Genomic DNA, 14,303 nt, shown 5'->3' on the forward strand with positions numbered 1-14,303 from the left:
CTAATTTTCTAGGAATTTATTGATGGCAGACAGTAGATCTTTATACTCATCAACCGCTTTTATATCCGGATTTTCTTCTTGAATGGATAGGGGAGAACGAAAAAACAGTCCCTGTTCTGCGGTTTGGATCATGGTCAGGTCATTATAGGAATCTCCTGCGGCCAAGATTTGAAATCCCGCAGAGTGGAAGGCTTCTACGGCTTTTCTCTTGCCATCTTTTTGCCTGAGTGTGTATCCGGTGATTCTGTCTTTCTCGTCTATAACGAGGGTGTTGCAGAAGAGAGTCGGCCATTCCAGTTTTTTCATCAGCGGTGCTGCAAATTGTTCAAAAGTATCGGATAGGATGATCAATTGAGTCTTTGACCTCACGGCCATACTGAACTCGTAGGCTCCAGGCAGGGGGTCCATTGTATTTATTACTTCCTGAATATCTTTGAGGTTCAGCTTGTGTTCTTTTAGAATTCCCAGCCGTTTATTCATAAGGACATCGTAGTCAGGAATATCCCTGGTTGTCAGTTTTAACTCTTCGATGCCTGTTTTTAAGGCTACATTTATCCATATTTCGGGTACGAGTACACCTTCCAGGTCAAGGCAGACTAACTTCATTATACTTCCTCCAGGATGATCCGCTCGTTGTGAAACGGCGTGAGAAGTCTATTGTACAAGTTCACCACGGGCAGGACAAGTAGGATCATAAAATCCCTGAAAACTAAAGGTCTGACATCTCTATTGACCATTACGATCAGTTAATGATAAAAATAATTTGATGAAGAACGATTTAAGGACGACAGCGCCCCTCAGTTGTCTTTATCCATTTATAATTTGTAAAATCAGCCCTGATATTATTTCAGGGCTTTTTTTTGCCCTTTTTCAATTCTTAATTGAAAGATATCAATCTCATATTTCAATGGAGGCTTTATGTCAGAAGTCAGAATAGATGTACATGATAAACCTGTACTCAAAGAATGGATACCGCTGAGTATTCAACATGTTTTTGCAATGTTCGGTGCAACCGTACTGGTTCCCATGCTCACAGGGTTGAGCCCGGCTGTTGCCTTATTTACCTCCGGTGTAGGGACTCTTGTGTATATTCTTATCACAAAAGGGAAGGTTCCAGCCTATTTGGGTTCTTCTTTTGCGTTTATCGCGCCCCTTATCGCCATCAGCAACTCTCCCGACTTCGGGTTGGCTTACGCTTTGGGTGGAGCCTTCTGTGTCGGTCTGTTTTACTGCCTGATTTCACTGATTATCAGCCGTTTCGGCATTGGATGGGTGGACCGCCTTCTGCCTCCTGTGGTCATTGGTTCTATTATTATTGTGATCGGACTGAAACTGGCTCCCACTGCCATGGATATGGCCATGACCGGGGGATCCGGTAACTACAGCCTGGCGTACTTCAGCATCGCCGTTGTAACCCTGTCTATTGCGGTGATCTCTTCCATTGTCCTTAAGGGTTTTTTCAATGTCATTCCCATCCTCATAGGAATTGTGGGCGGGTATGTCTTTACCCTGGTCATGGGATTAGTCTTTCCTGCGTTTAAACTCATTGATTTTGCCATTGTGGGTGATGCCGCCTGGTTTGGAGTTGCCAAACCGGTAATTCCCAAGTTTCACTGGGTTCCTATCCTGACATTCCTCATTGTTTCACTGGCTACAATTGCCGAACATCTGGGAGATACATTGGTTCTCAGTAAGGTTGTGGGAAGAGATTTTTACAAAGATCCCGGTCTACATAGAACCCTTGCCGGAGATGGTGTAGCCACTTCTATTGCCGCTCTTTTTGGTGGTCCACCCAACACAACATACGGTGAAAACATCGGCGTCATGGCCATCACAAGAGTTTACAGTATCTGGGTTATCGGGGGAGCCGCTGTTACAGCAATCATCCTGTCATTCATTCAAAAATTCGGGGCTCTCATACAGACCATTCCTGTGCCGGTTATGGGTGGTGTGAGCATGATGCTTTTCGGAATCATTGCCAGTGCGGGTATCAGGACTGTTGTTGAAAGCGGTGTAAATTATGGTGAAAAAAGACACCTCACAATCTCATCAGTTATTCTAGTCATTGGAATTGGAGGGGGAATGATTAAGTTTCCTATCGGCAGCGGTTTGAATTTTGAACTGAGCGGTGTTGCCCTTGCGGCTGTTGTTGGTATCCTTCTGAATCTGGTTCTGCCTAAGAGTCTGGATGATCTTCCAGAAGAGACAGCAGAAGAAATGATTGAGGATGAACTGAGCAAGTAAAGTAACAGTTGATTTTAGAATCAGCAGTCATTTAACCCGGGAGACCTGTCTTCCGGGTTTTTTTATTTCCCACCATAGTGTGTTTTTTAAAATAAAAAAATGTATGAAAAGTCGGAGAATTGTTATAAAAATATTAATAATATGGGTCTATACTAAAACATGATAACATATTACTCGATAATTTAAAAAACTTAGGAGAAAATAATGCCCCTGATTATTGTTAGCGTCCTACTGGCTTTATCTCTTGTAATGAATTTTTTGACATGCATCCGTAGAGATCGTGATATCCATCGGATTATTGAATTCATTGAAGCCCTCAGGAAGGGGATTAAAGAAGAATCCTTCAAAATATCAGTTCCCTTTGTGGAGCTCAAAGAGTCACTTCTTTCGAATTTTGATAAAGTCTCCCGTATGATCTCACTGCAAGAACAGAGTATTGGAAACAGTGAAAGAGCGGGGATGCGCTTATCCCGCAATATTGAAAAAGCCGTCAACAGCGCCTCCCAAATCAGCATCCATACCGAGGCCAATAGAAAAAGTGCTTATGATCTCTTTGACAGTGTGACAGAAGGCTCTGCTGCCGTGGAAGAGATCCAGGCTGCCCTGGGGAGTTTCAGAAAGCAGAATGACCGTCAGAATCAGTCAATCAAAGAAACTGCCGATGCCATAAGCTCTATGAACCAGTCAATAAAAGGGGTTTCCGGAATAGCCGCTGGACGCTTGGATAGTGTGAAAACACTCATCCGGGTCACCTCAGAGAGCAGTGAAAAAATTCAGGAAAATGAAGACGTAATACGAAATGTTCAGAAGCAGGTTGATGATGTTCTTTCTCTGATCACCGTTATCAATGACATTGCCTCACAAACGAATCTGCTATCAATGAATGCCGCCATAGAGGCGGCTCATGCGGGTGAAGCCGGGAAAGGGTTTGCTGTAGTCGCTGAAGAAATCAGAAGTCTGGCGGAATCGACTGGCCAGAACTCCCATATCATTTCCGGGACTTTGAATAAACTGGTGGAACACATCAATAGGGCAGGAATGATAAGCCGGGAGAGCGGAAAATCCTTTGAGCAAATTGAAAAAGGAGCCGAAACAGTTGCCGAGGCTTTTACGGTGATTCACCGGGATACAGAATCTCTTTTGAGCAGTGCTCATAAGTTGTCTCTCAATACAGAACGGCTTCAGGAGATTGCAGCAGAATCCACAGCCAGTATTAGTGAGATTGAGTATGGAACAACCGATATCAACAAGGTTTTACAGGATTCTAAACAGATTGCTTCCAATCTGACAGAAGATATGCAGAAGCTTTCCTCTGAATCGAAAATCTCGAATTTCAACCTCACAAAGGTATCGGATTCTTACCTCAAGACATCAGAGTCCTTTTTGGATATTATGCAGGCCAGTTCCGAATATCATGGAAAACAGAACCAACTGGAGAATAAGCTCTTCTTTTCAAATCTAATGGTCGCCCATGTGAACTGGATGGGGCTGTCCCGTGCTATTCTGGATGGCAGTTTTGATAAAAATGTTGAGTCCGTCATGGATGAAAAGCATAGCCGATTGGGGATCTGGATTAATTCCAGGGGAAAAGAGCATATAAAAGATAACAAGAAATTCGAAAAACTTAGATCAAGACATACCTATCTTCATGAAGTTTTAGCAGAAATTGTAGCCCTCAGAAACCAGAATAATATGATTGAAGCCGAGAAAAAATTCCAGGAACTGACTGAAGTTTCCAATGAGATTGTTCAGATATTAATGACCCTTGGATATTCTGACTTTGTGAGTTGGAATGACAACTTGAGCGTCCATGTCCGTGAATTTGATGATCAGCATAAAGTTCTTCTTCGTCTTATATCGGATCTTTTTAATAGAATGGAAGAGGGGTCGGGCAATGATATACTGGGTGAAACCCTTTTGAAACTCATTGACTACACCGAGTTCCATTTTGGTACGGAGGAGAAAAACTTTCATCTTTACGATTATCCTCATAAGGCAGAACATATTCAGCAGCATCAGCAATTGGTTGAAAAAGCAAAGGAATTATACAAAGGAATCGAGCGTAATGAAGGTGTTTTGAGTATTGAGGTTTTGGACTTTCTTCAGAATTGGGTGGTCAATCATATCAACAAAACTGATAAACAATACTCTGATTTCTTCAATAATAAAGCCATCAAGTCCTGATATCTTTCCCGTATGTCATCACCCATATTCAGTGGGTGATGAGGTTGTGGGAGTGATATCTTTCTCTCAAAATATTGAAAATACTCTTTTAATTTTATTTCTACTTTTGTTAGATTTCCTAAGTTGGAATTACTTATATTCTTTGTTTTTTTTGACAACTATTTTTAACTTTTTATTTGTAGTCTTATTGTGTTATAATAATAAAAGGTAAATAATAGAATAATATTCATCGTGAATGTTTAATAATTTATTGATCTTAGAAGGAGCAGCAAGTATGGCCAGAGCCAAGAAGACAGAAAAATTTGTTAAATTATATAGCGGATTGTCCATGGATGATAAAAAAATTCTGAGAACAGAACTGGATTATGCTATCAAAGCAGAAGAACGGGATATTTTAAAAATGGCCCAGGAAGAAGCTGCCAGAAAAATGCGGGATACTTTGAAGATCCACGATAAAATTAAATTTACATATAAAAAAGAAACGAAAGAGGGTGAAGTCATTACCATTTCTGTGGACAAAGTTCAGGTCCTTGTCAATGGAAAAGACAGAATGACAGTTCCCTACCAGAAAATTCTCAAATAACCAATTCTAATATCCAAGAGCCTACACCCTTTGAATTGACTGCCGGATTTTATTGAATCCGGCATTTTTTTTGAACCCTCAACATTTAAAGAGGGTTCCTACTTCACTAACTATGCGTTTCAGACCTCCCGCCCCCCCCCTTCACTGGCGGACGTTTGCAGTAGAAAGGTAGGACGATATGAAGATCAAAGTGATTGTCTAAAAGCGATCAGGATTGAAGTGACATCTTATCTTGTTCTGCAGTGTCATCTGCATCCCAGGGATAACAGATCCAGGGATCTTTGAAGTTCTTGCCAACAAAGTAATGTTTGATATAAGAGGGAATCTTGTGTTTTTTCTCTTTCTCTTTGTTGTGTATGACAAGGACTGCAATTTCAGCAGGTTCATGCTTCTGCAGCTCATCGAGGCAAAAGCCGATTGTGGCTCTGGTATCATCCACTTCGTCTACAAGGAGGATCTTTTTCCCCTTGATTTGCTTCTCAGGCTGGTCTAGCCATTGGGTGATGACAGGACTGTCTGTTTGTTTGTCATCCAGGTCATAATAGGCAATACCCACCGTCAAAATTGGTTTGTTCAAGAATGTCTTGGCCATGCGGGCCGGTATGAATCCTCCGGTTCCTATGGCTACCATCAAATCAGGGTCAAACCCTGAATCTTTAACGTCTTTTACCAGGCCTTTAATGGTCTCGTGAATTTGATTATATGTTATGTAGATCTTTTCCATGTGCAACAATAAAACAGGAAGCAGGTCTTTGGCAAGACGATGATGATAGGAAGATGCAGAGACTGGAGAATCCTGAGTAAATTGCCGATAATAGAAGCATGAAAATCCGAATGCTGGTCATATTATCCATGAGTCTCCTCCTCTTCTCTTCCTGTTCGAAAGAACTGGCAAATTACTCCTATTATAAAAATTTGCCAGAAGTCTCGGGAACAACCCGGGACGATCCCCCTTTATTTTATATCATCAAAGTAGATTTGGGTTATGACTGGGGTGATAAAAAAACCCAGTACAGCCTTGCGGATCTAACACCGGTCATCAGCGATGGAATGAGGAATCTTTTTAGCAGCAAGAGCGAATTTGACTATACAATTGAGCAGGAAGAGCAGCTCAAGCAGGAAATCATGGACATGGTAAATTCAACGATTCATCGCTATGAGAGTTTTAAGAAAGTACCAGGTATCAAAACCGTGGCAATCGTCAAAAAGCAGGTTTTTGAATTTCGCTGATTTTGATACCGTACTCTCTTCTAAATTGTCCCCGGAATGACAAAATTATTCTTAAAACTGATGTATTTAAAAGGGTGAATATCAAGGACATTTGGATACCATCCCTCCAGGAAGCGCAGATCAATCAGGTTTAAGGCAGGGGAATGGCTCAGAGGTAACACCTGGGCTGTCATCAGCAGCAGTTTTTCCGCTTCTCCCATCTTTTTATACCGGTCTTCTCCTACAGCCTCTTCCAGAAGACGGTTGTACTCTTCGCTGCTGAAAGAGGCATCGTTCAGGCTGCTTCCTTCCTGCCACATCTGGAGGAAGGTCATGGGGTCGGCATAGTCCCCGATCCATGTAATCTGCCCGAGGGTGTAGTCGGCCTCTTTGAGGGATGAGAAGTAGCGGGGAAAGGGAATCTCTTCAATGATGACTTCTGTCACCAGATGAGTCTCCCAGCTTTCTTTCATTATTTTAAGATTTTCTGCATCCCCATAGGGCACTCTAATTTTTATGGGAGGCAGTCCCTGTCCTTTGGGGTATCCTGCTTCTTCCAGGAGGGCCAGCCCTTTTTCCACTTCTTCCTTTTCAATTCCCTTGAATTGAGGATAGTCTGGAATTTCGGGAACAAGGCGGCTTGTCGGTAGATACTCGCTGTTTCTTATCTTTTCCCAGGGTAACAGGAGCGACAAGCCCGTACGGACTCTTGGATCGTTCCATGGTTTTTCCTGGTTGTTGAAATAAAAATAACTGGTGGCGAACAGAGGATGTAGAACTAGACGGTCAGGATCAATCTTTTCGCTTCCCCAACCAGAGACTACCCAGTCCACTTCGTAGAGTCTGAATTGTTCCATTAACTCAGAAGAATCTTCGCTGAATTGAATGTTCAGGGTATTGATGCTGACTTTTTCCTTATCCCAGTATTCCGGGTTTACTTCCAACTTCATTCTGTTCGTACCGGGCTTGTTTGAAAAACGATAAGGGCCGTTTACAGGAATTGTCTCTTCGTCCCACCAGGAACTTCTGTCATTCAGGCTAGGATGAATCGGAACAAAGCTGTAATGGCAGAGGATCTGGAGAAAATAAGGAACCCTCTTTTCCAGATGAACGATCAGGGTCTGATCGTCGGGGACCTCAACGCCAAAGTCTTTTTCGAGACCCTTGCCGGTTCTATAGTTCCTGGCACCTTTTATAACATCCAGTAAGGAGGCATAATCTGCTTTTTTACCGGGGGTCAGAAGCTTCACCCAGGAAGTTCTGATGTCTGAGGCTCTTAGAGAATCTCCATTGCTCCAGGTCAAACCGTCCCTTAAGTGAAAGGTGTAGACCAGGCCGTCGTCGGAAATCTCCCAGGTTTCAGCCATTCCCGGTTCGGGATGCAGTGTGACCGGCTGATACGACACGAGCCCCTCATAAAGGGCTGTAAAAATCTGTGCTTCAGCCGTGGTATACCCCAGCTGCGGATTCAACGAGATTGAAGAGGGTGAAAAATTTATTGTGAATTCCGACTGATCATTGGCTGAGAGAAAGGTTCCACTCAGGGTAAACAGGATAAGAAACAGAGTCATCATTTTTTTCTGCACTAGTTACTCCAGATATGTATTGAGAAGAGATTCATAGTCCTTGTTTTTTACGGGTTTGACCAGAACGCGGTCAAAGCCGGTTTCTTTCAGCAGAGGCACTGCTTCGTCATCACTTGTGATGGCAACCAGGGGTGTATGCCTGTCTTTCTGCCGGATTTTTTCAGCTACAATATCCCCATTGTAACCTGGCATGTATTGATCCAGGATCACCAGGTCAGGAGATTCTTTCCGATAGAGTTCCAGTGCCTGAAGACCATCTTCTGCTAGAATACATTGATAGTTCAATTTTCCGCAGATAATCTCCAGAATCTTTCTATTTGTGAACTCATCTTCAGCATATAGGACTTTCTTCATCATAGATCAAACCTCACTGTATTATCCCACGTTACAGGAACTACTTCAACTTTTATGATTAAATAGATTCGGTATGCCTTGAAATAACCCCTCTGCTTCAGTTTTTATGCTTTGCAGCAGGGATGAAAATGAAGGGGGTAAACCATCCTTTACCATCTGAAAATTCCTTTCAGCCTGAGATCTGTTTCTAACGCCCAACAGGACCGTATCGGCTGACAGATGATTCAATGTGAACAACGCGACGGCCTGTTCCAGAGGGATACCTGTCCTGCTGCTCTCCTCAAGGAGTCTTTGCAGCCATGGCCTGATTCTTTCAATGATATCCTCCCTGTAGAGGATCATTTTATGCCTGTAGCCTTCGTGGTTTCGGTCCAGATGATCCATTCCACTTTCTGTCAGTATACCCTGTGCCAGAACACCGTAGGGAATAAAGCCTATATTTCTTTTTGAAAGATAGGGGAGCAGCTTTTGCTCAAGGGCAGACCAGAACAGGTTGTATCCGCCCTGATATACATCGATAGAGCCCGCTCCTTCGAGTAGTTTCATCTGGTCAACTGTAAAATTACTGACACCAATAGCTCTTATTTTCCCTTCCTGACGCAAGGATTCCAGCATTTCCATTCCGGGACGCATATCGACCCCGCTCAAAGGCCAGTGTATGTAAAAAATATCAATATAGTCGGTGAGGAGGCGTCTCAGACTTGTTTCTAGACTGGTTTTCATCTTTTCCGGGGTCGTGTAAAACGCCTTGGTTCCGAGGATGATCTCAGAACGGAACTTCTTGATTTGCTGTCCTATCAACTGTTCTGAACGACCTTTTCCATAAACAGGAGCAGTGTCAAAATAGTTCACATTCATAGCCAAAGCTCGATGGATAGCACGGACGGAATCGTGATGACTTTGGGGACCCCAATACTCACCACCCAGAGCCCAGGCTCCAAAACTGAGAGGCGATAATCCGGGGATTTTTTTCAAGAGTCTACTTTTGCTATTCATGGTCGTTCTCTTTCTATATATCATCAATTTTCCATCAATTCCATGAAATAGTTCGTATTTCTTTCTATATTGGAGAATTCCTGTCTTGAGCAAAGACTCTTTTTTACATAACTATTTCAAGACTATTCAAGACTTCAGAAAATGAAGCATTTAAATATATGGTCCTCACATCAATTTTTCAGGGCCTAGACTATTGGGAGACTAATGAAATTACTCAGAATTATTTATTTCAGCTGGATTGTTTTACTGCTTTCTGGTTGTTCAAGTCATAAGAATGCCGATTCGGAACAGGCTGAATTGACCCTTGATCAGTACGAATCTTATTTGAAGAGTGCCGTGTACGGAACAATGAATCAGGTGAATGAAGACCCTGCTCTGACGAGAGAAAGACACATAGAGTATTTTACGATTGTCACTGGAAACAGGAAGATTGCTAAAACCATCTATGATGAAGCCGTAAAGTACAATATTTCACCGGAATTAGCCTTTGCTCTGGTTTTCTCAGAAAGCGGTTTTGATCCGAATGCCGTCAATGTGAACGACAATTCCGTCGATAGAGGTCTGTTTCAGCTGAATTCCAAGTCCTTCCCCAATCTCAAGGAAGCAGACTTCTTCAAGCCAGAAATCAATATTCCTTTAGGAATTGCCTATTTGCGGTACTGCCTGGACATGGGAGGCAATGAGGTCGCAGCCCTGGCTATGTATAATGCAGGACCAAATCGTGTTAAAGACAGCCGTACACCCAAAATGACCCTGGATTATATTGCTAAAATCCAGGATTTACGCATCAGTTTGGAAGAGGGGATCATACCCGATGAATTTGATTCCACAGTGGTTCCAATTCCGGATATTAAATCCATTAAGAATGTAACTCTCCTTATGGAACAAAGCGGAAAAATAAACTAAGATGTCGCCATGATTATAGTTCTAAAAAATAATGTCAAAGATGCTGAAAAAAAGCATATTCAGGAATATTTGGAGTCCAGAGGCCTTAAGGTTAGGGAAATCATCGGAGAAAAAGAAACTGTTTTAGGGGCTGTAGGCTCAGTTTCTATCGATTTTAGACAGATTGAGCTCCTTCCCGGAGTCTCTCAGGTTATACCCATTTCAAAACCCTATAAACTGGCGTCCAGGGAACTTCAAAAAGAGGATACAATCTTTGACATTGGACCTGTGACCATCGGAGGAAACAGAGTCGTCGTCATAGCGGGGCCCTGTGCGGTAGAGTCTCGTGAACAAATCATAGAATCGGCCCTGGCTGTCAAAAAAGCTGGAGCGGTCATCCTGAGAGGGGGTGCCTTTAAACCCCGAACCTCTCCCTACTCCTTTCAGGGGCTGGGAGAAGAGGGTTGTCGCTACCTGAAAGAAGCCGGTGAGCTCACGGGTATGCCAGTTGCTACTGAAATCGTCTCGCCCAATGATGCAGATATGATGAAAGAATATATTGATATCTTTCAGATTGGCGCTCGGAATATGCAGAATTTTGAGCTTCTTAAGAAAGTTGGATCTATGGGAATGCCGGTCATACTCAAAAGGGGCATGTCTGCCACCATAGAGGAATGGCTTATGGCTGCCGAATACCTTTTGTCATCTGGAACAGAAAAGGTCATCCTCTGTGAAAGGGGTATTCGAACATTTGAAACCATGACCAGGAATACACTGGATCTTTCGGCCATCCCCGTCGTTCAGAAACTCAGCCACTTGCCCGTCATTGTTGACCCCTCTCATGGTACGGGTCTGAGGGATAAGGTCCTCCCCATGGCATTAGCCGGTGTGGCTGCAGGGGCTAATGGGCTTATCATTGAAGTTCACCCGGACCCGGAAAAGGCCAGCTCTGACGGTCCACAATCCCTTTACCCAGAACAGTTTGAAAAACTCATGTGCGACCTAGAGACTCTCAGTTCTGTTGTTGGCAAGGAAGTTTCACGTATTCCTGATAAAAGGCATCAGGCTCTCGCTGCAGGTGTTCGAGCCGCCGGAATCCTCTCTGGAGCTAAAGAGAGCAAGCCCAAGGCTGCTTTTCAGGGAATCCATGGCGCCTATAGTGAATTGGCTGTGAAAACATATTTTCAAGGTTCTGATGTAGAGGCCGTTCCTGTCCCTCATTTTGCCGATATTTTCCGTTCTGTCTTATCCGGAGATGCAGATTGGGGCATTGTTCCCCTTGAAAACTCCGTGGCTGGTTCAATTTTGGAAAGCTATGATCTGCTCTACCGCTATCCCGATTTGAGTATTTGCGGGGAGATCAAAGTCCGGGTAAGGCATAATCTCCTGGCGAGTCCAGGGACAAAGCTGGAGGATATTAAAAAGGTTTATTCCCATCCACAAGCACTTTCACAATGTGCAGGATATCTGGAGAAAAGAGGAATAGAAGCGGTTTCATTCTATGATACCGCAGGGGCGGCTTCCTTTGTTTCAAAGGAAAATAATCCAGCCATTGGAGCTATTGCAGGGGTGGATGCCGCAGGGTATTACGGCCTGGAATCTCTGGCAGACGGGATTGAAACGAATCCTCATAATTATACAAGGTTCGCGGTTGTTGTCAGAAATGATATGGTGGATCGTGAGAGCCCTATAAACAAGGCTTCTCTCGTCTTCTCAACGCCCGATGAGGCCGGTTCTCTCTCTTCGTGCCTCTCTATTTTTTCTGAATATCATCTTAATATGAAAAAGCTGGAGTCCCGGCCGATTCATGGCAAACCCTGGTCCTATATGTTTTATGTGGATCTGGATATTCCCGAAGACCGCTCATTGTTTGAACAGGCTGTTAAGAAAATTACCGGTTTGGCAGAAGATTTCAGGATTTTGGGACTCTATCAGAGTTAAATTCGCGGATCGTCCCGGGGAGGCTCTCCCCGGGGAAGATTTATGGAGTCTTGTTTCTATGCGTCGGGGTCAATACCCAGGGCCCTGAGCTGTTCCATTTCTTCTAATTGAACCTGATACTCCTTGAGCCCCGCAATGACCCTGCCGACAATCATTTTCATCTGTTGTAATTCGGCCTTGAATCCCTTCATCTTACTCTTGATGTCTGTATCTGCCTCTTCTTTGAAAAACCGTTCCAGAGCGGCCAGTCTGTTGATGATCTTTTTCAGCTCCTGCTGATTCTTCTCCAGGAAATCTTCCAATTGTGGCAGTTCTGATTCGGCGGCTCTCAAATAGCTTGTGCTGGAGGTATTATTCAGGTTTTTATAGAAATTGGCCTTCATTCTGATCCAGTTCAGGTAGGATGTGAAGTTCAGCTTTTCTCTGCTTTTGCCCTTACCGCCGACATTGGTGTTTATCTCATAAAAAATTTCATTTTTATTTCTCATGACCCGCTGGAACCAGCGGGATAGTTTTTGTGTCAGGGTTTTGAGGTTTTCATCCAGAATATGAGAGTTGTCATCCAGTCGGATGATGATTGTCTCAAGAGGTATGTAGACCTTGGCTAGATCTCTTGTGATCTGAAGAAGGTCTTTTTTCATATCTGCTGATTTGTCTATTTTCTTTTTCTTGACAATTTTTTCTTTCACCTCTAATGATCTTAGAACACTTTCCTGAAGGGATTCTGAGCGGGGTGAGTAGTCTTCCTGGAGAATCTCTTCCACCAGATCCTTAAAATAGGGTGCTCCTTCCCATTTTACCGGGAATTCAAATTTGATGGCCTGAAGTGTTCCAGAAAGGTCTTTGCTGATCCTCGCAGGATCCAAAACCATATTGCTTAAGACATTCATCCGGCATTGAAGCTTGTAATTCTGGCGGGAATACTGGGCAATCTTTTTAAGGAGGGCTTTAATTGATTTCTGAAGATCCTTGAGGACATTGATGGAGTTGAGCATTATGTTGAGAGCTAAAGTATCTCCTGTTTGCTTTATCTTCTCGAGATAAAGAGAGAGGTTCCGTGTCATCAAATGCGCCGAGTTGGCAGAAAGCTCATTCCAGTGAAAGTAGTCAATGAGGGAGAGCATATTCTTGATTCCCCTCAGGTTGAGAGTTTCAGGGCTCATGAAGAAAAAGTTATTCAAAAAATCAAGCTGTCCGCTGTATTCCTGAAGACGCAGATTCATCTGTATAAACATCTCCGATTCTGCAAAAGGATCTGCGGGGGGCGCTTTCAGGTCTGAAATTTTCTGTTCATAATCATACTGATCTTCTTGTATCAGACCTTTTTCGAGGAAGACCTTGAATATGCCGGTGAAGGCAGACTGAAAGGTGCGGCATTGGGCTTTCAATTCTGGAATTTCCTCTTTGACCAGAACCCCGGCTTTTGCCACCAAGGCTTTATCAAGTTCGGCTATGAAAAATTCTGTTTGACTCATACTGGCTATTATTAACGAATATGGCTAAAGTAACAATATAAATTATTATGTCTGCGGCAATGTCCGAATCAATGACAGGAGTATTATCTTGGGCGTGGTAAAATCTTATGTTCCCGAAAAGTTGGTCATGGGAATCCTTATTTCTGACTTGGATATGCTAAGAGGATTGAAACTCAAGTTAAAGGCCCTCTGGGGAGAATTGGACAGCTGCACCGAGGCTGTGGAGTTTCGCTATACCGATTATTATAATGCAGAGATGGGATCTCCCCTTTATCGTATATTTTGTTCCTTCACAACCCTTGTTAATCCGGAGAATCTTGCCAAAATCAAGCTCAAAAGCAATGAGGTCGAGAATCGCTTTATCCGGGGAAGTGGCCGGGTTATCAACCTTGACCCCGGCATCCTCAGTCAGAGTAAATTCATTCTGGCGACGACTAAAAATAATGCCCATCGTATTCCCATGAGTCTGGGAATCTATGGAGAACTGACGCTGCAGTATCGCAATGGAGAATTCCGGGATCTGGAGTGGACGTACCCGGACTACAGAGGGCAGGCTGCCAGGCAGTATCTTCTTTCTGTCCGCAATACCTATAAAGAGCAGCTTAAATCGATTTCTCATAAGCCTTGAGTTCTATTTTTTTGAAGTAGGGTTTCTGTTTTTTCTGTTTCTTTCATATGAGGTCTTTGAGGTCCTTCAACATCTTTTTCTGCATACTCCTAGGCGGGTGTCATCTCCTTTCTTCCAACAAGGACATTTCTCTGGACGTTCCTGCTTGCCCTCAGGAGGTTTTGTCCTTAACAGAAGGTTCTTGGGTGCTGGAGATGAGTTCTCTCTCTGGTGATGTT

Annotated in this window: 13 protein-coding genes; 7 read left to right on the plus strand and 6 right to left on the minus strand. The window is 43.4% G+C overall.

The genetic code is table 11. The features are described 5' to 3' along the window. On the minus strand, positions 1-606 hold the full coding sequence (gene thrH, locus EXM22_RS15465; RefSeq protein ID WP_149487382.1) for a bifunctional phosphoserine phosphatase/homoserine phosphotransferase ThrH: 606 nt from the start codon (positions 604-606) through the stop codon (positions 1-3). 312 nt (positions 607-918) lie between these two features. Between thrH and EXM22_RS15470 the strand changes: the two genes are divergently transcribed. The 3 genes from EXM22_RS15470 (at position 919) to EXM22_RS15480 (ending at position 5,011) form a co-directional block, all read left to right on the plus strand. Next, on the plus strand, positions 919-2,244 hold the full coding sequence (locus EXM22_RS15470) for a solute carrier family 23 protein (protein WP_149487383.1): 1,326 nt from the start codon (positions 919-921) through the stop codon (positions 2,242-2,244). 204 nt (positions 2,245-2,448) lie between these two features. Next, positions 2,449-4,428: a bacteriohemerythrin gene (locus EXM22_RS15475; RefSeq protein ID WP_149487384.1), complete on the plus strand. Its 1,980-nt coding sequence runs from the start codon at positions 2,449-2,451 to the stop codon at positions 4,426-4,428. Positions 4,429-4,702: 274 nt separating this feature from the next. Further along, complete coding sequence (locus EXM22_RS15480) at positions 4,703-5,011, plus strand: hypothetical protein (protein WP_149487385.1); 309 nt, start codon at positions 4,703-4,705, stop codon at positions 5,009-5,011. Positions 5,012-5,219: 208 nt separating this feature from the next. Here the strand turns inward: EXM22_RS15480 and EXM22_RS15485 are convergent, their stop codons facing one another. Further along, a complete protein-coding gene (locus tag EXM22_RS15485) occupies positions 5,220-5,735 on the minus strand; it encodes a phosphoribosyltransferase (protein ID WP_149487386.1) in 516 nt (171 codons plus the stop codon). Between the two features lie 98 nt (positions 5,736-5,833). Here EXM22_RS15485 and EXM22_RS15490 point away from each other — a divergent pair, with 98 nt between their 5' ends. Then, positions 5,834-6,241, plus strand: a complete 408-nt coding sequence (locus tag EXM22_RS15490) for a flagellar basal body-associated FliL family protein (RefSeq protein ID WP_149487387.1) — start codon at positions 5,834-5,836, stop codon at positions 6,239-6,241. Positions 6,242-6,261: 20 nt separating this feature from the next. Here the strand turns inward: EXM22_RS15490 and EXM22_RS15495 are convergent, their stop codons facing one another. Genes EXM22_RS15495 through EXM22_RS15505 form a run of 3 tightly spaced genes read right to left on the minus strand, consistent with a single transcriptional unit; the run spans position 6,262 to position 9,156 of the window. Beyond that, positions 6,262-7,806: a peptide ABC transporter substrate-binding protein gene (locus tag EXM22_RS15495; protein ID WP_149487388.1), complete on the minus strand. Its 1,545-nt coding sequence runs from the start codon at positions 7,804-7,806 to the stop codon at positions 6,262-6,264. 3 nt (positions 7,807-7,809) lie between these two features. Then, positions 7,810-8,163: a response regulator gene (locus EXM22_RS15500; protein ID WP_246157032.1), complete on the minus strand. Its 354-nt coding sequence runs from the start codon at positions 8,161-8,163 to the stop codon at positions 7,810-7,812. A gap of 42 nt (positions 8,164-8,205) precedes the next feature. After that, entirely contained in the window at positions 8,206-9,156 is a 951-nt protein-coding gene (locus tag EXM22_RS15505) for an aldo/keto reductase (RefSeq protein WP_168203552.1), read from the minus strand. A gap of 204 nt (positions 9,157-9,360) precedes the next feature. Here EXM22_RS15505 and EXM22_RS15510 point away from each other — a divergent pair, with 204 nt between their 5' ends. Beyond that, entirely contained in the window at positions 9,361-10,062 is a 702-nt protein-coding gene (locus tag EXM22_RS15510; RefSeq protein WP_149487390.1) for a transglycosylase SLT domain-containing protein, read from the plus strand. 9 nt (positions 10,063-10,071) lie between these two features. Next, positions 10,072-11,982 (plus strand): 3-deoxy-7-phosphoheptulonate synthase, encoded by a 1,911-nt coding sequence (gene aroF, locus EXM22_RS15515; protein WP_149487391.1) that lies wholly within the window; start codon positions 10,072-10,074, stop codon positions 11,980-11,982. Between the two features lie 56 nt (positions 11,983-12,038). On the opposite strand, the gene EXM22_RS15520 is transcribed toward aroF, so the two are convergent. Further along, on the minus strand, positions 12,039-13,457 hold the full coding sequence (locus EXM22_RS15520) for a TP0584 family protein (protein WP_149487392.1): 1,419 nt from the start codon (positions 13,455-13,457) through the stop codon (positions 12,039-12,041). 94 nt (positions 13,458-13,551) lie between these two features. Here EXM22_RS15520 and EXM22_RS15525 point away from each other — a divergent pair, with 94 nt between their 5' ends. Then, a complete protein-coding gene (locus tag EXM22_RS15525; RefSeq protein WP_246157126.1) occupies positions 13,552-14,085 on the plus strand; it encodes a DUF4416 family protein in 534 nt (177 codons plus the stop codon). Positions 14,086-14,303 lie beyond the last annotated feature (218 nt).

The sequence above is a fragment of the Oceanispirochaeta crateris genome (assembly GCF_008329965.1).
Taxonomy (GTDB): Bacteria; Spirochaetota; Spirochaetia; order DSM-2461; family DSM-2461; genus Oceanispirochaeta; species Oceanispirochaeta crateris.